15 protein-coding genes are annotated in these 15,982 nt (G+C 66.2%); 5 read left to right on the forward strand and 10 right to left on the reverse strand.

Annotation, left to right across the window (positions count from 1 at the left end):
• Positions 1-3: 3 nt before the first annotated feature.
• Both ACY9XZ_RS06735 and ACY9XZ_RS06740 read right to left on the reverse strand, forming a co-directional pair.
• On the reverse strand, positions 4-1,260 hold the full coding sequence (locus tag ACY9XZ_RS06735; protein WP_463456285.1) for an HAD family hydrolase: 1,257 nt from the start codon (positions 1,258-1,260) through the stop codon (positions 4-6).
• A 119-nt stretch (positions 1,261-1,379) separates the two neighbouring features.
• Positions 1,380-1,520: a hypothetical protein gene (locus ACY9XZ_RS06740; RefSeq protein ID WP_463456286.1), complete on the reverse strand. Its 141-nt coding sequence runs from the start codon at positions 1,518-1,520 to the stop codon at positions 1,380-1,382.
• A 135-nt stretch (positions 1,521-1,655) separates the two neighbouring features.
• On the opposite strand from ACY9XZ_RS06740, the gene mutL reads away from it, so the two are divergent.
• The 4 genes from mutL to ygfZ all read left to right on the forward strand — a co-directional run bounded on the left by mutL (position 1,656) and on the right by ygfZ (position 7,241).
• Entirely contained in the window at positions 1,656-3,806 is a 2,151-nt protein-coding gene (gene mutL, locus ACY9XZ_RS06745; protein ID WP_463456287.1) for a DNA mismatch repair endonuclease MutL, read from the forward strand.
• A gap of 76 nt (positions 3,807-3,882) precedes the next feature.
• Complete coding sequence (locus tag ACY9XZ_RS06750; protein WP_463456288.1) at positions 3,883-4,827, forward strand: PfkB family carbohydrate kinase; 945 nt, start codon at positions 3,883-3,885, stop codon at positions 4,825-4,827.
• Positions 4,828-4,878: 51 nt separating this feature from the next.
• Positions 4,879-6,117 (forward strand): carboxypeptidase regulatory-like domain-containing protein, encoded by a 1,239-nt coding sequence (locus tag ACY9XZ_RS06755; RefSeq protein ID WP_463456289.1) that lies wholly within the window; start codon positions 4,879-4,881, stop codon positions 6,115-6,117.
• Between the two features lie 38 nt (positions 6,118-6,155).
• Positions 6,156-7,241 (forward strand): CAF17-like 4Fe-4S cluster assembly/insertion protein YgfZ, encoded by a 1,086-nt coding sequence (gene ygfZ / locus ACY9XZ_RS06760; RefSeq protein WP_463456290.1) that lies wholly within the window; start codon positions 6,156-6,158, stop codon positions 7,239-7,241.
• Between the two features lie 6 nt (positions 7,242-7,247).
• Here ygfZ and ACY9XZ_RS06765 read toward each other — a convergent pair whose 3' ends face one another.
• From ACY9XZ_RS06765 to ACY9XZ_RS06790, 6 genes are all read right to left on the reverse strand, one after another.
• Entirely contained in the window at positions 7,248-7,850 is a 603-nt protein-coding gene (locus ACY9XZ_RS06765) for an IMPACT family protein (RefSeq protein WP_463456291.1), read from the reverse strand.
• 61 nt (positions 7,851-7,911) lie between these two features.
• The gene (locus ACY9XZ_RS06770; protein WP_463456292.1) at positions 7,912-8,244 is read right to left on the reverse strand and encodes a 2Fe-2S iron-sulfur cluster-binding protein; all 333 of its coding nucleotides are present in this window, start codon (positions 8,242-8,244) and stop codon (positions 7,912-7,914) included.
• Positions 8,245-8,246: 2 nt separating this feature from the next.
• Positions 8,247-8,600, reverse strand: coding sequence for a DUF4260 family protein (locus ACY9XZ_RS06775; RefSeq protein ID WP_463456293.1), 354 nt, complete (start codon positions 8,598-8,600; stop codon positions 8,247-8,249).
• A gap of 39 nt (positions 8,601-8,639) precedes the next feature.
• Entirely contained in the window at positions 8,640-9,143 is a 504-nt protein-coding gene (locus ACY9XZ_RS06780) for an ACT domain-containing protein (RefSeq protein WP_137683421.1), read from the reverse strand.
• A 74-nt stretch (positions 9,144-9,217) separates the two neighbouring features.
• On the reverse strand, positions 9,218-9,805 hold the full coding sequence (gene hisB, locus ACY9XZ_RS06785) for an imidazoleglycerol-phosphate dehydratase HisB (RefSeq protein WP_463456294.1): 588 nt from the start codon (positions 9,803-9,805) through the stop codon (positions 9,218-9,220).
• 60 nt (positions 9,806-9,865) lie between these two features.
• The gene (locus ACY9XZ_RS06790; RefSeq protein WP_463456295.1) at positions 9,866-10,636 is read right to left on the reverse strand and encodes an alpha/beta fold hydrolase; all 771 of its coding nucleotides are present in this window, start codon (positions 10,634-10,636) and stop codon (positions 9,866-9,868) included.
• An 82-nt stretch (positions 10,637-10,718) separates the two neighbouring features.
• On the opposite strand from ACY9XZ_RS06790, the gene ACY9XZ_RS06795 reads away from it, so the two are divergent.
• Positions 10,719-12,581, forward strand: coding sequence for a cation:proton antiporter domain-containing protein (locus ACY9XZ_RS06795; protein WP_463456296.1), 1,863 nt, complete (start codon positions 10,719-10,721; stop codon positions 12,579-12,581).
• A 24-nt stretch (positions 12,582-12,605) separates the two neighbouring features.
• Here ACY9XZ_RS06795 and ACY9XZ_RS06800 read toward each other — a convergent pair whose 3' ends face one another.
• On the reverse strand, positions 12,606-12,797 hold the full coding sequence (locus ACY9XZ_RS06800; protein WP_463456297.1) for a DUF7511 domain-containing protein: 192 nt from the start codon (positions 12,795-12,797) through the stop codon (positions 12,606-12,608).
• Positions 12,798-13,147: 350 nt separating this feature from the next.
• The gene (gene alaS, locus ACY9XZ_RS06805) at positions 13,148-15,931 is read right to left on the reverse strand and encodes an alanine--tRNA ligase (protein WP_463456298.1); all 2,784 of its coding nucleotides are present in this window, start codon (positions 15,929-15,931) and stop codon (positions 13,148-13,150) included.
• Positions 15,932-15,982: the final 51 nt, after the last annotated feature.

Consider the following 15,982-nt stretch of genomic DNA (forward strand, 5'->3'; position numbering starts at 1 on the left):
GGTTCACCCGCCCTGTTCGTCCAGTTGCTCGACGAGGCTGATACCGTAGATAGTCCGGAGGACTGTACTGGCGTCGCCGGCTTCGTACACCAGGTCGTCCCTCGAACTGACGTGGTCGAGTACGTCCGGCGAGGAGTGCGCGGGCGCGGCGGCGATGCCGGCGTCGTTGTCGTCGACCCAGCGCATCACCCGCAGGTCGCTCTTGCTGTCGCCCATCACGAGCGCGAACGGATCGTCGATGCCGAGCACGTCGAAGGCCTCCTCGACGCCGGCGGACTTGTCCAGTTCGAGACTCACGAGTTCGGCCGCGTCGCCCTCGTAGTAGCCCAGATCGACGCGTTCGAGGATGTCCCGGAACGCCTCGGGTGCATCGTCGATGTCAGCGTCGGTCGACAGGCCACCGGCCGCCAGTACGTCGAGGATCTCCGGGTCCCGGCTGAAGTAGGCCCGGGCGTACGCTGCCGGGTCCGCGACTTCTGCGTCGACCTGGTCGGCGATGGCGTCCCCGACCAGGCCACAGAGGTAGCGAAGCGACTCGTCGATGATTTCGACGGCGTTGTCGCTGCCGACCTCGGCGTTGGGTTTCAGCGTGACGTTGAACTCGTTGCCCTGGAGGTGACAGCGCTTGCCGACGGCGTCGGGGGCCTCCGAGAGGGCTCGGCGGCGGACGGTCTCGAACACGTCCACGACCGCATCGTCGAGGCGTTCGTAGAGAAGTCGCTTGGTGTCCTCGCCGTGCTTGGGCGTGAACACGCCGTTGCCGGACTCGTAAACGATGCTCATCTGTCCGGAGGAGACGAGGTCGTTGCCAAGGCCCTGTATCATGAACCCCTTGACGTTCTCTAGGGTCTGGCCGGTACAGACGACGATGGGAATACCCGCTTCGTGGAACTGCGTCAGGAGATACAGCGTATCGCGGGGGATCTCGTTGTCGGTGTCGCCGGCCGACCGGAGCGTCTCGTCGACGTCCAGCACGAGGACGTTCACCGACCGGCCGTACTTCGAGTAGAGATCGAGCGCGGTAAAGGCCTCGTCGCGGGTCAGTCGGGCCGCGATCTCCGCGTATGTCTCGCCGGTTCCGGGGAACTCCTCGGTGATATCGGCCTTGAGTGCGTCGAGGCGGTCACTGGCGGTTTCCCACTGTTCCAGCGCGACCGTCGAACTGAGTGGTGGAAACAGGTCGACGAACTCCTGATACCCGCGCAGCGTCGTCGTGTCTACGCTCTTATACAGACGGTAGAGTTGGTCGTATTGTTCCATGTCGAACTCTGCGGGATACTGGCGACTGACGGCGAGCGTACTTTAGCTATCGGGTTTGCGGTACTCACGGCAAAAAAGCGGCTGGGTTGCCAACACTACTGTCGGGAGACGCGCCGCTGCTACGCCTCGTCGCCGCCGTCGGTCAGCACCTCGGTTTCGGTCGCCTCCTCGTTGAGGAAGGACGGCAGTTCCTCCTCCTCGTCAGTTGCCTCGTCATCCGCCCTCGCTTCTGTCCAGGAGCGTTCTCTGTGGTGGCACATGGGCTGTCACCATGCGAGGGTCAGGACTGTTTTGTGTTAACTATTTTCATGATTAGACTGATACGCTCGCGCGAGGGCAGACAGTATCAAGTCGCTTCGCCCGTTAGCCGGTACCAACCACATGCGGAGGCACGTATGACCGATATCCAGCGACTCGACGACCGGACCGTCGAACGCATCGCGGCCGGCGAGGTGGTCGAGCGACCGGCCTCCGTCGTCAAGGAACTGGTCGAGAACGCCATCGACGCCGACGCGAACCGGGTCGAGGTCGTCGTCGAGGCCGGGGGCACCGACGGGATTCGCGTCACGGACGACGGGGTCGGGATGGACCGCGAGGCCGTCGAGACGGCCGTCGAGAAACACACCACGTCGAAGATCCGCGACATCGCAGACCTGGAGGGCGGGGTCGGGACGCTGGGCTTCCGCGGCGAGGCCCTGCACGCGATCGGCGCGGTTTCGCGGCTGACGATCCGGACCAGGCCCCGCGGCGGCGACGTGGGGACCGAACTGGTGCTGGAAGGCGGGGAGGTCACGTCGGTCGGCCCCGCGGGCTGTCCGGAAGGGACGACGATAGCGGTCGAAGACCTCTTCTACAACGTCCCGGCCCGCCGGAAGTACCTCAAACAGGAGTCGACGGAGTTCGCCCACGTCAACACCGTCGTCGCCAGTTACGCGCTGGCTAACCCGGCCGTCGCCGTCTCGCTGACCCACGGCGACCGCGAGACGTTCTCGACGACCGGTCAGGGCGACCTGCGCGAGGCAGTGATGTCGGTCTACGGCCGAGAGGTCGCCGAGTCGATGATTTCGGTCGGGGCGGGGTCGGGGGCGAACGCGAACGGTGACGACACCGGCAGTTTCCCCGATGGCCCGCTCGACGGCGTCCACGGACTCGTGTCCCACCCCGAGACGAACCGCGCGGGCCGCGAGTACCTCTCGACGTACGTCAACGGCCGCTACGTCAGGGCCGGCACCGTTCGGGACGCCGTCATCGACGCCTACGGCACCCAGATCGCCCCGGATCGCTACCCCTTCGCCGTCCTCTTCCTAGACGTGCCCGCGGGCGACGTGGACGTGAACGTCCACCCCCGGAAGTTAGAGGTCCGCTTCGCCGACGACGAGGGCGTTCGCGAGCAGGTCCGGACTGCGGTCGAGGATGCGCTGTTACGGGAAGGGTTCCTGCGCTCGACAGCCCCGCGTGGCCGGTCAGCACCCGAACAAACGGAAATAACACCGGAACCGGCCGGCGCGAGCAACAGCGACAACGGACGGTCGGGCGCGGACGGCCGGAGCGCCGTAGACGAAGGGAAAACGTCGGGCCGGACGAACACCACCGCAACGGAGAGCGGTGCTGATGCGACAGCCCAGGAGCCGGATACCGCGTCGACAACCCAACCGACCAGCGGGCAGACCGAGACAGCCGGCCAGTCGTCCGACATCTCCCAATCAGGTCAATCAGCCGACACGAAACGGTCCCCTGCGACCGAGACGACGGCCGACTCGTCGGGCGAATCAGGGGTGGGGCAGACAGAGGGTAGTGTTTCGAGTGGAGATCCCGCCGGTGAACGCCGCGACCCGTCCCCAGCGGAGCGGACAGAGGCAGCGACCGGGGAACGGAAGTTCACCGGCAACCAGGTGCAGGCACGCTTCGGCGATGGATCGGAAGCGACCCACGAGTCCCTTCCCTCGATGCGGATTCTCGGGCAGTTAGCCGACACCTACGTCGTCGCGGAGACGGACGACGGCCTCGTACTGGTCGACCAGCACGCGGCGGACGAGCGGGTCAACTACGAACGGCTCAAGGCCAAGTTCGAGGGCGAAACCACGACGCAGGCGCTCGCCGACCCCGTCGAATTGGAACTGACCGCGCGTGAGGCCGAGGTGTTCGACCGGCGCAGCGACGCGCTGGCGAGTCTGGGGTTCCACACGGCGCGTACAGGCGAGCGAAGCGTCGAGATCCGAACCCTCCCGGGCGTCATCGCCGATGCGGCCGGCCCGGACATCGTCAGGGACGTGCTGGGCGCGTTCGTCGCCGGCGACGACGAGGCGGCGGCGACCGTCGAAGCGGCGGCCGACGAACTACTCGGCGACCTGGCGTGTTACCCCTCCGTGACCGGGAACACGTCGCTGACTGAAGGCTCGGTCCGGGAGCTACTCGCCGCGCTGGACGAGTGTGAGAACCCCTACGCGTGTCCCCACGGACGGCCGACGATCATCCACATCGACCGGCAGGAACTCGAAGACCGGTTCGAGCGTGACTACCCCGGACACGACGGTCGACGACGATAAGCGGATGCAAGTCGTCCGCGACACAGCCGTCGATACAGCCGATTAAACTAAACCTACGACTCCCGATGCACGCGGTATGTCACTCGTAACGTTCGGCGAGACCGCTCTCAGATTTGCCCCTCCAGACGGACAGCGGTTCGAGACGGCCCGTGAGGCGTCGATTCGCGTCGACGGGACCGCGAGCAGCGTCGCGGCGACGGCCGGCCGGCTCGGTGCCGACGCACGGTGGCTCTCGAAGGTCCCGGACACGCCGCTCGGACGGCGCGTCGTCGCGGAACTCCACGAATTCGGTCTGGAGACGGATGTCGTCTGGGCCGATCCGGACACCGGCCGGCAGGGGCTCACGTTCCACGAGGACGCCGACCCGCCCCGTGCCGAGCGGCTGCTACAGGACCGCGGCAACACTGCGATGGCGACACTGACGCCCGGCGAACTGCCGATGGGCGAGATACAGAACGCGGACGTGGTGTTCACCTCGGGCGCAACACTCTCACTCTCCGATACCGCCGCAGACACGACAGGAGCACTGCTCAGAGCGGCTGCGGGAATGCGGGCGTTCGACCTCGATTTCCACCCCGGGCTGTGGGACGCCGACGACGCGCGGGCCGCACTCGACGACCTGCTCCCGGCCGTCGACACCCTCTTTGCCGCCGAAGATCAGGTCTCCGCGGTGTTTGACACGACGGGGAGCCCGCGGGAAGTCGTCCACACACTCGCAACGGAGTACGATCTCACCCGGGTGATTCTCACACGGAGCGAGTACGGCGCGGTGGCTTACCACGACGGCGTCGTACACGAACAGGACGCCATCGAAACGACCGCAGTCGACGAATCGGGACAACACGGGGCTTTCATCGGCGCGACACTCCAGCAACTGGCCGCTGGTGCTGACATGGACGAGGCCCTGCTCCACGGTGTCTCGGCAGCGGCGCTTTCTCGGACGATGTCGGGGCCGCTGACCCCGCTCGAACCGTCAGAGGTCGACCGTCTTGTCAGTACACAGCAATCTAGGCGGCCGTAGGAGGTCCCTACCGCCAGTACTGATTTACGTCCACCCTTTTATTAGTCAGGTATGTTCGACCATCGTAGCACGGTGACAATCGGTCTGTTGACACTTCTGGTGGGGGCTGGGGTGGTGGCGGGAACGGCTGCTGCACAGTCACAGGTGACACTCACCGTCACCGTGGTCGACCAGGACGGCGATCCGCTCAGCGGTATTGACATTTCGGCGACGTGGGACGACGGCGCAGGCGGGCCAGTCAACGAGACGACGCGGGCCAACGGACAGGCGCTCGTCGACGTCCCGGAGGGGGCTACCGTCACGCTTCAGATATACGACGACGAGTACGTCCGAAACGTTCCGTACGTGATCGAGGACGCCGAGACGGAGCCCATCGAGGTGGCGGTCTCGGAGTCAGCGACGGCCACCGTTAACGCTGTGAACGCGGACGGCCAACCGGCCGAGAACGCTCGCATCCGACTGTATCGAGACGGGAACTACGTGGTCGACAGGAACGCAGGCAGTGACGGCACCATCACGACACAGCCCATCGAGGACGGCGAGTACAGTGTCATCGTCACCAAGCCGGGGTTCTACCGCAACCTGACGAAAGTGGCGGTTACCGGCGAGACGACCACAACGGTGGAAATACGGGAAGGGTCGGTTCTGCTGCAGGCCGCGGTCGTCGACGATCACTTCAACGATTCCAGGCCGATCCGTGACGCGACGGTCCGGGTCGAGTCCAACAACGGCTTCGACGGGACCGTCCCGACGCTCTCTGACGGGACGGCATCGGTCAGCGTGCCGGTCAACGACCGCTATGACGTCACAGTTACCAAAGAGGGCTACGAGACAGTCGAGAGACGCGTCAGCGTCGCCGAAGACGAGAAGTCGATCGACGTCGATATCCGGCGTACTCCGGAGATCACACTCTCGCCCGATAACAGACAGGTCGTCGTCGACGCGACCGTCCGTCTCACGGTCACCGACGAGTACGACGAACCGGTTCCGAACGCGACCGTGTCTCGGAACGGGACCGAACTGGGAGAGACCGACGCGGACGGTGAGATAACCGCGACGGTCCCGACGGCCGGAAACGTCACGTTCACCGCGACCTCCGGCGACCTCACCACGACGACGAATATTACCTCGTTCAGACCGGGCGAGGAACCGACGAACGGAGCAGCCACGACACCGGACCAGACGCAGACGGAGACCGAAACGACCGACGGCAGCGGCCCGGGCTTCACTGTCGCCCTGACGATGGCCGCACTACTCGCAGTGGCCGCCCTCGCACACCGACGGCGGTAACGGGACGTTTTTCCCCACGAGGGCCGCATACCAGTACAATGACTGTTCTCGAGTCCGTTCACGAGGCCCACGGAGCGACGTTCAGGGAGGTCGGTGGTCAGCGCGTCGTCGACAACTACGGGCGACCGGAGCGGACCCACCGCGCGGTTCGGAACGTCGTCGGAGCGATGGAGTACGGCTACGGCGTGATCGTCGTCACCGGCGAGGACCGCGTCGACTACGTCGACAACGCCGTCTCGAATCGTGTTCCCGACCAGGACGGTGCAGGCTGTTACGCGCTCTTGCTCGATCCCGACGGCCGCGTCGACACGGATATGTACGTGTACAACGCCGGCGAGCGCCTGCTCGTGTTTACGCCGCCCCAGAAGGCCGAGGACCTCGCGGCTGACTGGGCGGATAAGACCTTCATTCAGGACGTCGAGTTCGAGGTGGCGACCGACGACTTCGCCGTCTTCGGCGTCCACGGCCCCAAGGCGACCGAGAAGATCGCCAGCGTGCTCCACCAGACCGGAACCCCGGCGGCGCCGCTTACCTTCGAGCGGGGCGAACTCGGCGACGCCGGCGTCTCCGTCATCCGGACGGACAACCTCGCCGGTGAGGAGAGCTACGACGTGGTCTGTAGCGCCGACGACGCCGAACCGGTCTTCGACACGCTGGTCAACCGCGGGCTCAACGCCGTTCCCTTCGGCTACCAGACCTGGGAGACGCTGACGTTAGAGGCCGGTACACCGCTGTTCGACACCGAAATCGAGGGAGCACTCCCTAACGATCTCGGTCTCCGCAACGCGCTTGATTTCGAGAAGGGCTGTTACGTCGGTCAGGAGGTCGTCTCCCGGATCGAGAACCGCGGCCACCCGACCCAGCGGCTGGTCGGCCTCGCCGTCGAGGAGTGCCCCGACCCCGGTGCCGCGGTGTTCGCCGGCGACGAGCACGTCGGCGAGGTCACCCGAGCGGGCCAGAGCCCGATGCGGGAGGCCCCGATCGCACTGGCGAATCTCAGCTGGGAACGGCCCGAAGCCGCACTCACCATCCGTGTCGACGGCGAGCCGGTCAGCGCACAGCAGGTCGACCTGCCCTTTATCGACGGGTCGGCACAGTCGGCGCGGCTGCCGACCTACGAGTAGCGGGGGTCACGCCAGTTCGATAGCCGCCCGTCCGCTGGTCGCGCTCCGAATCCGGTCCCGCAGGTCGCTCCCGTCGGCTGTCGGGACCCGAATCTCGAAGACGACTTCGGCCTCGTAGTCGGCCCCAAACTCGACGCCTGCTGATTCAAGCACGCTCCGAACGCTCCCGGAGTCGTCGTAGGCGACGGTTACGGTGAACCGCTCGTGGGGCACCTCCTCGACGACGCCGGCGTCGTCGACGCCCTCTTTCACCGCTCTGGAGTAGGCACTGGCTAGGCCGCCGACGCCGAGGTTCGTCCCGCCGTAGTAGCGCGTGACGACGGCGACGACGTTCTCGACCTCACGTTGCTGGAGGACGTTCAGCGCGGGGTCGCCGGCGCTGCCGCTCGGTTCGCCGTCGTCGCTGGCGTACTCCCGGAAGGGGTCGGATCGGACGCGGTAGGCGGGGACGTTGTGGGTCGCGTCGGCGTACTCCTCGCGGACGGCGTCGACGAACGCCTCGGCGTCCTGTACTGTGGTCGCCGGCGCGACGTGGCCGATGAACTCCGAGCCCCGAACCTCGAAGCGCGCCTCGCCGCGGCCCGGAACGGTCCGATAGCTGTCCGTCACGAACCGGCGTAGGTCCGGGGCCGGAATAGCGTTTGTCGTTCGGACGTTCTCGGATGCAGGCTCACCCGGTGTCCTCTCGCTGGCGCGACCCCCAGACCCGCTTGTCAAGCAGTTTGACCGCCATTCCGTCCCGGACCCGGAGCTGACAGGCAAGCCGCGGGTAGCCGAATCGGTCGGCGAGGTCGTCGTGCCAGTGGTCTGGGTCGAGCGGTTCGGCGAGACGGACGCCGCAGGTCGCACAGATACCGCGGCCACCGCAGTTGACCCGTGTGGCGTAGCGGCCATGCGGTGAGAGATCGGCATCGAGCAACACGTCCCGAAGAACGGCACCGGGCTCGGCACTGAGTTCGTGCGTTTCGCCCGCGGGTGTCTCGACGGTGAGCGTTGCCGGCATCGTCAGAGTTGCTGGACGTGCGTGTCGCCGAACTCGCGGTCGGCGTATTTCAGCCCGAAGCCGAACAGGCGGTCCGCCCCGATGTGGGCTGCCCAGACGAGCGCCGCGCCGACGGCAATATCTACCGCGGCGGTGATACCTGCGACGGCCAGCAACCCCGGACCCAGGTACGTGTGGACCGCGTTGTAGCTGGCTGCACCGACGCGCGTGCTGTGGAGATAGCCGGCCATCGAGAGGTCTGGGGCCAGAATCAGGGCGAGAAAGAGGAGCAAGGACCGCCCCTGCAGGACGTAGAGCCCGGTCGCCCCGGCCCCGACGAGTGCGCCTTCGAGGCGGACGAGTGTTCGTGGCTTCATACCGGATTGTGGGCAGGAACCGTCAAAAATCGGCCGGCGCTACGCCAGTTCGATGGTCCGAACGAACGCCAGGCGGCGGATCTCGTTGATGAGGTCGCCGGGCAGTTCCTCGTCGGTGATGACGTACAGTTTCGGCTCGTCGGTGAACTCGGGATCCTCGCTCAGGACCTGCCGGATGGAGATGTCGCGGTCGGCGATGGCCGACGTGACCGTCGAGACGATGCCGGACTCGTCGGCGGCGCGAACGGTGACGGTCACCGCGTGCAGATCGAGCACCGGGGCGAGGTCGAGCAGGCTCGGCACGGAGGAGATGTTGCGGAAGATGCGCCGGAGGTCGTCGTCGTCGAGTATCGCGTCCGTCGTGGCGTTGACCACGCGGCGGTCGACGCCGGCCTCGCGGGCGATGCCCGTGTTCGGAATCTCGATGCCGCCCGAGACGACACGGCCGTCCTCGTTGACGGAGAACCCCCGTTCCAGCAGCAGGCGGATGACGTCCTGCTGGCCGGGAGAGTCCTCGAATTTCTGCATAATCTCGTCGAACATACCGAACGGTGGACGCGGGGCCACTAATCGATGCCGACAGCGGCCGAAACGGAAGAGCCCCAGACCGCAATCGGCTACAATTCGCCTTTGGTACTCGCCACGTCGGAGCGGCGCTCGTCGATGCGGGTCGCATCGTCGAGTGCACGCGCGAGTCCCTTGAACAGCGCCTCGATCTCGTGGTGGGCGTTCTCCCCCTCGACACCACAGTGCAGCGTCAGCCCGGCGTTCATCGACAGCGAGCGACAGAAGTGTTGTGCCATATGGCTAGTCATCCCGCCGACCGAAGCCTGCGAGAACTCGCCGTCGAACTCGAAGTACGGCCGGCCGGAGATATCGACGACGACGCTCGCGACGGCCTCGTCCAGCGGGACCTTGCGGTCGGCGAACCGGCGGATACCACGCTTGTCCTCAAGTGCCTCGGTGAACGCTTCGCCGAGCGTGATGGCGACGTCCTCGACGGTGTGGTGGTCGTCGATATCCAGGTCACCGTCACACTGCACGGTCAGGTCGAACAGCCCGTGGGTCGAAAACGAGTCGAGCATGTGGTCGAAAAAGCCGATACCGGTGTCGATGGTGCTGTCGCCGTGGCCGTCGACATCGAGCGTGACCTCGATGTCCGTCTCGGCCGTGGTCCGGGTGACGGCCGCCGTCCGGTCAGTCATACTTAGCACCTATCAGGCCGCGTATTTGTGCATTGTGTCCGCCCCGTCAGTCGCCGAGTGCTACGACGGTCTGCCGGCCTGCTCGTCGAGAAACGCGAGCAGTCGGTCGGTCACCGCCGGCGCGTGCTCGACGTAACAGCAGTGGCGGCCCTCGACGGCTTCCCCGGTCCCGCGAGGGAGGTCGGCCGCCAGCGACTCCACGGCCTCGGGTTCGACGACAGGGTCGTCCAGCCCGTAGTACACCTCGGCAGGCTGGGTGATCTCGTACAAGGGCGGCGCATCGAAGGCCGTCATTGCGTCGGCCTGTGCCGCCCGTGCCTCGCCAGTGGCGTCCTCGTCGGCGCGCCAGTCCGCAATTCGCTCCATGAGGTCCGGGTCGTGCTCGCGGAACGCCGGCGAGAACGCTCCTTCGAGTGACGACGGGGCATCGAGCGCAAGTCCGTCTAGGGCGTCTCGGTCCACAGCGTCCCCCGACCCGACCGTACAGTACAGCGTCAGCGAGCGGGCGCGGTTGTACCGGTGTGCGTATTTGAGCGCGACCATGCCGCCGAGCCCGGCTCCGACGAGGTGGGCGCTCCCGACGCCGTGGTCGGCCAGCACGGCTTCCAGATCGGCCGAAAGCGTCCCCACGTCGTACGGTCCCGGCGGCGCGTCCGAGCGGCCGGTCCCACGGAGGTCCCACACTACCGTCTCGTAGGGGCCGGCAACGGCGTCGTAGTGCCAGCCCCAGAGCCACGCGCCGTACCCCACGTCGTTGACGAACACGACAGTCGGGCCGTCACCGTCGGTCTCGTAGTAGAGGGATACGTCGCGGTTGCGTGCGGTCGGCATTGCTCGTCGGTACCCGCGCTGTCGGTGTGTCTCTTTCGGTAAGTAGGTCTTTGTCGCTGGCTGTCGAAGGGCCGCCCGTCCCGTGTCCGGAGCAGCATCACTTATCGGCGTCGTCGTGCTGGTCGTGAGTCTGGGTGTCGCCGCGCAGCTGGTCGCCGACTGGCTCCAGATTCCGAGCGTCGCGTTCCTGCTGGTCGCCGGCGTCCTCGTCGGCCCACAGGCGCTCGGGCTGGTCGATCCTGCGATATTCGGACAGACCGGGTTGCAGGCTATCGTCGGCCTCAGCGTCGGTATCATCGTCTTCGAGGGAGCGTTCCACCTCACCGTCGAGCGTGTCCGCGAAGCGTCCAGGGAGGCGCTGGGACTGGTGACAATTGGCGCATTGGTCTCGCTCGCCGGGACCGCAGTGGCCGTCAGGGTCGTGTTCGGGACGGCGTGGCCGGTGGCCGTCCTGGTCGGGAGCCTGCTGATCGCCACCGGACCGACAGTCATCACGCCCATTATGCAGGTCGTTCCGGTCCGGGAGCGGGTCGCCGCCGCCCTGGAAACCGAGGGCATCATCAACGACGTGACGGCCGCCATCCTCGCGGTGGCGACGTTCGAATTCGTCATCGCGAGCCAGTCCTCACCGGTGGTCGTCGTCGAGGCGTTTGTCGCCCGGCTGATCGTGGGCGTCGTCGTCGGTGTGGCCGTCAGCGGGGGTATCACACTCCTGCTCCGCCGGCCGAATCTCTCGGCGGACAACGCCCTGCAGAACGCCCGGGTCGTGGTCCTGACCGCGGCGCTGCTGGCGTACGCGCTGGGTAGCATGTGGCTCTCGGAGGCCGGCATCGCGGCCGCCGCCGTCGCCGGTATCGTGTTGGGGAACGTCGACATCCCACACGAGGAGGAAATCGCCGATTTCAAGGGCGGTATCACGCTGTTCGTGCTTTCGTTCGTGTTCATCGTGCTGGCCGCCCAGCTCTCGCTCGGTGACCTGCGCGCGCTCGGGCTCGGCGGGCTCGTCGTCGTCATCGTCGTTGTCGCGCTCGTCCGCCCGCTGGGCGTGTTCCTCTCGACGCTGGGCGGCCGGCTGACAGTACGAGAGCGGATGTTCGTCGGCGCGATGGGGCCACGGGGCATCATCCCGGCCAGCGTCGCCACGCTGTTCGCCATCGAACTGCGGCCCGACAACCCCGAAGCTGCGACGGTCCTCGTCGGCACTGTCTTCCTCGTCATCTTCGCGACCGTCATGTTTCAAGGCGGGCTGGCCCGTCACTTCGCGCAAGCGCTCGACATCCTTCCCATGCAAACACTCATCGTCGGTGGCGGTCGCGTGGGCCGTGAACTGGCAACGCGGTATGAATCACGCGGCGAAGAGGTCGTCCTCATCGACAGCGACGAAGATACCGTCGAGCAAACCCGCGCGGACGGCCACCGCGTCGTCCACGGGGACGCGACGAACGCGAGCGTCCTCGACGAAGCAGGCGCGGACCGGGCGTCCGTTGTCGTCGCCGCAACCGCGGACGACGACGTGAACCTGCTCGTCGCACAGCTGGCGACGACTCGGTTCGACGTCGATACGGTGGTCGCCAGAGCGAACCAGCCGAACAACGTCGAGGCCTTCGCGGACCTCGATGTCGAGACGATCTCCGCCGGCTTCGCCGTCGCCGACGCCATCGACGACGCGGTCGAGCGACCGGCGCTGGCCCACTGGCTGTCGGACTCCGGGCGAACGGGGGACGTACTGGAGGTCGAACTCGGCAACGAGTCGCTGGTCGACCGGACGATAGAAGAGGTCGCGGAGACGCTCCCGGACGGCTGTCTGGTCGCGATGGTGAGCCGTAACGGAACGGATAGAGTCCCCGACAGCGACTTCCGCCTCGCGAGCGGCGATCACCTGACGCTCGTCTGCGAGACCAACGAGACGATGCAGGACGCCAGGCGGCTGTGTCAGGGCAAATAGGAGAGGCGGGACAGGATACGTCACTCAGCGCAGTTCGTCGAGGGAGACGGCCGCCGACCGGTCCGCGGTGACCCATTCGGTCACGGACTGCTGGAGGTCCGAGGGGAAGATCGTCAGTTCCGAGGGGTCCTCGGGGTCGTCGTACAGGCAATCCAGTTCGAACTCGGGCGTCTCGTCCAGATCGGTATCCGACGGGGGCGTCGTGGTCGTACTCATGAGTCAGGTAGCGTGGGTAGCACTGCATTTTTCACACAGTTCACCGGTAGTACGGCCGCTAGCGGCGGGGACACTGGTCCCACACCGCCGACACGTCCGTTGTGACCGAACGTATTCCGTGTGGGACTGAATGTGTTCGATGTCACGTTCTCCGCTCATATCTGCTATAAATGGGCAGTTACTAAAAATACTTTTGGAAAACTATCCAGATACACCTAATACAACTAAATGTAATTGTATCTCTTGAGTGGATTCGGGCCGTTCGGGCGGAATATGGAGTTCCAATCGGACAACTGTCCGAGGTAGCCGAGCGTAGAACAGCACCAACGGTGAGAAAGAACGGGGACCGGTCAGACGTTGGCGACAGTTCGCAGGATCTCCGGGGCGTCGTCCAGCGCGTCGTCCAGGGCGTCCGCGTCGGGGCCGCCGCCCTGTGCGAAGTCCGGCGGGCCGCCGCCGCCGCCGCCGACGCGACCGGCGAGTTCGCCGACGACTTCGCCTGCATCGACATCAACGCCGTCAGGCACGGAGACGACGAACTGCGCGCCGTCGAGCCCCGACCCGAGCACCGCGATGTTGCCCTGCTCGACGACGGCGTTGGCCTGGGCGCGGAGTTCGTCCATATCGGCGTCGATGCGCTGAACGACGGCGGTGGCCTCGCCCACGTCGACTTCCTCGCTGTCGCCGCCACCGCTGGCGCGGGCCTCGGCGAGTTGCTCTTTGAGTTGTTCGATCTCCTTCCCGCGGGCCTTCCATTCGTCGAAGAACCGCTCTGCGGTCTCGGGCACGGATTCGGGTGCAACATCGAGGACCTCGGCAGCCTCGGTCAGCGCGTCCTCGGTGCGCTGGGTGGCCTCGATTGCGGCGTTGCCCGCCGCGAAGGTCAGGCGGATGACGCCGTCCTGAATCCGCTCGGTGTTCAGCATTTTTATCGCCCCGATGTCACCAGTGCGGGCGACGTGGGTGCCACCGCAGGCCTGCACGTCGTCGCCGACGGTGATGAGGCGGATCTGCTCGCCGGCCGGGATGCCGCCCTGGTAGAGGTCGAAGCCGTACCGTTCCTCGGCCTCGTTGCGGTCGGGCCACGACTGCGTGACGGCGATGTTGTCCTGGACGATGTCGTTTGCGAGGCGTTCGATCTCCTTGACCTCCTCCCGGCTCACCGACTCGTAGTGGCTGATGTCGATGCGGGCGGAGTCGGTCCCCTTCTGGGCGCCGGCCTGCCTGACGTGCTCGCCGAGTACCTGTCGGGCGCTGTGGATGACGATGTGGGTCGCCGTGTGGTGTTGCATCAGGCGCTGGCGGCGGGTGGCGTCGACCTGTCCGCGGACGAACTCGCCCTTGCCGGGATCGTCGTCGCAGGTGTGGACGATAACGTCGCCGTACTGCTGGACGTCGGACACCTCGGCGGAGACGTCGTCGGTCGACAGCGTCCCCTCGTCCGGCGGCTGCCCACCGCCCTCGGGGTAGAACATCGTCTGGTCGAGCACCACGTCGAAGCTGTCGTCCTCGCGGTCGAACACCTCGAGCACGACGGCCTCGAACTCGGTCCGCCCCTGGTCCTCGTAGTAGAGCCGGTCGGTCTCGGGCAGTTCTTCGAGTCGATCCTCGTAGGGGATCTGTGACGCCTCGGTAGCGGTGTCGCCGCCGCCGTGTCGCTGGGCGACCACCGAGTAGAAGTCATCTGGCACGTCCACATCGACGCCTTTCTCCGCGGCGATCTCCTCGACCATGTCCGGCTGAATGCCGTGGGAGTCGTACAGTTCGACCAGTTCCGCGGTCGGGATCGGCTCGCCCTTCTCGGCGTACTCCTCGGCCAGCTGGCGGACGCGCCGGCCGCCGCGGTCCAGCGTCTCGCGGTACTTCTCGACTTCGGTGCGGACGATGTCGCGGATCGTGTCGCGGTTCTCGTAGTCGAGGCGTTCGGCCTGCATATCGACGAGTTCGTCCAGCGGCGCGTCGACGCCGATACCGTCGACCAGCCGTTTCGTCCGGCGCAGCACCATCCGGGCCAGATAGCCCGTCCCGACGTTCGAGGGGACGATGCCGTCGCCGAGCATGTACGCGAGCGTCCGGCAGTGGTCGGCAATGGCGTAGATATCCTCAAGCGGCGCAATTAGCTCCCGGAGTTCCTCGACCTCGACGCCGACCTCGGCGGCGATGGTGTCGCGTTCGGCTTCGATGTCTTCGGCCTCGTCGATGTCCATCCGGCCCGCCAGTTTCGCGGCCTCGTGGACGACCCGCTGCTCCTCGTCGGTGAGTTCGATGCCGGCGTTGTCCTTGAGGAAGGCGATCATGTCGGGGTAGACGGCCTCGTACACCGTCGGCGTTCCCTGGCTCATCCAGGTCCAGCGCTCGAGCCCGTAACCGGTGTCGACGATGTAGGTGTCCATCGGCGAGTACCGGTTGCCGTCTTTCATCTCGTACTCGCCGTCGGGGTCCTGCTCCATGGACATGAACACGAGCGTGGCGAGTTCGGCCCCGCGGTAGATGACTTCGATGGCCGGGCCGGCGTTGCCGCCGCCGACCCACGGGTCCTCGATGTAGACGATCTCGTCCAAGTTCGCGCCCATCTCCTCGAACAGTTCGTCGCAGTACCGGACCGTCTCGTCCTTCCAGTACACCTCGCCCTGGTAGGCGTACTGCTCGGGGTCTTCGATGTCCTCGCGGGCGTTGAACGCGTGGTGGGCCATCATCTCGAAGGCCATCGTGTGCCGCCCGGTCTTCCCGACGTTGTCGATGTCCTGCATCCGGATGCAGGGCTGGCTGATACACAGCGGGTTCGCCGGCGGCGGCGTCGTCCCCGAGGTCACGAGCGGCTGGAAGTCGTATATCGACGCCTGGGTCAGGAGCACGTCGTCGCGCCAGCGGTTAGCGGCGACGGGGTAGGGGTCGATGCGCTCGTGGTCGCGCTCCTCGAAGAAAGAGAGGAACGCCTCGCGCATCTCCGTCAGCGAGTACTCTTGGTCGAAGCCGGGGTTGTCAATGAAGTCGTACTCCGCACACGGCGGCTCGCCGCAGGTCTCACGCTCGATGCGGGACCAGAACATGTCGCCACAGGAGGCACACTCCTGGCGGTGGAAGCCCTCCTCCTCGAAGTAGTCGAGTTGGTAGGCCTCGTCGAGGTCGCTCATTGGTGTTCAGTTGGCCCACGTTCGCCTAAAACTGTTCCGAAGGGGCCGAGC

Source organism: Haloarcula sp. HT12 (assembly GCF_055271655.1).

Excerpts from the sequence above, each read along its gene's own strand:
- ygfZ (WP_463456290.1), top strand. The coding sequence starts at position 6,156 with ATGACTGTTCTCGAGTCCGTTCACGAGGCCCACGGAGCGACGTTCAGG.
- ACY9XZ_RS06790 (WP_463456295.1), bottom strand. The coding sequence starts at position 10,636 with ATGCCGACCGCACGCAACCGCGACGTATCCCTCTACTACGAGACCGAC.
- ACY9XZ_RS06800 (WP_463456297.1), bottom strand. The coding sequence starts at position 12,797 with ATGAGTACGACCACGACGCCCCCGTCGGATACCGATCTGGACGAGACG.
- ACY9XZ_RS06780 (WP_137683421.1), bottom strand. The coding sequence starts at position 9,143 with ATGTTCGACGAGATTATGCAGAAATTCGAGGACTCTCCCGGCCAGCAG.
- ACY9XZ_RS06740 (WP_463456286.1), bottom strand. The coding sequence starts at position 1,520 with ATGTGCCACCACAGAGAACGCTCCTGGACAGAAGCGAGGGCGGATGAC.
- ACY9XZ_RS06750 (WP_463456288.1), top strand. The coding sequence starts at position 3,883 with ATGTCACTCGTAACGTTCGGCGAGACCGCTCTCAGATTTGCCCCTCCA.
- alaS (WP_463456298.1), bottom strand. The coding sequence starts at position 15,931 with ATGAGCGACCTCGACGAGGCCTACCAACTCGACTACTTCGAGGAGGAG.
- ACY9XZ_RS06735 (WP_463456285.1), bottom strand. The coding sequence starts at position 1,260 with ATGGAACAATACGACCAACTCTACCGTCTGTATAAGAGCGTAGACACG.
- ACY9XZ_RS06775 (WP_463456293.1), bottom strand. The coding sequence starts at position 8,600 with ATGAAGCCACGAACACTCGTCCGCCTCGAAGGCGCACTCGTCGGGGCC.
- hisB (WP_463456294.1), bottom strand. The coding sequence starts at position 9,805 with ATGACTGACCGGACGGCGGCCGTCACCCGGACCACGGCCGAGACGGAC.
- ACY9XZ_RS06755 (WP_463456289.1), top strand. The coding sequence starts at position 4,879 with ATGTTCGACCATCGTAGCACGGTGACAATCGGTCTGTTGACACTTCTG.
- mutL (WP_463456287.1), top strand. The coding sequence starts at position 1,656 with ATGACCGATATCCAGCGACTCGACGACCGGACCGTCGAACGCATCGCG.
- ACY9XZ_RS06770 (WP_463456292.1), bottom strand. The coding sequence starts at position 8,244 with ATGCCGGCAACGCTCACCGTCGAGACACCCGCGGGCGAAACGCACGAA.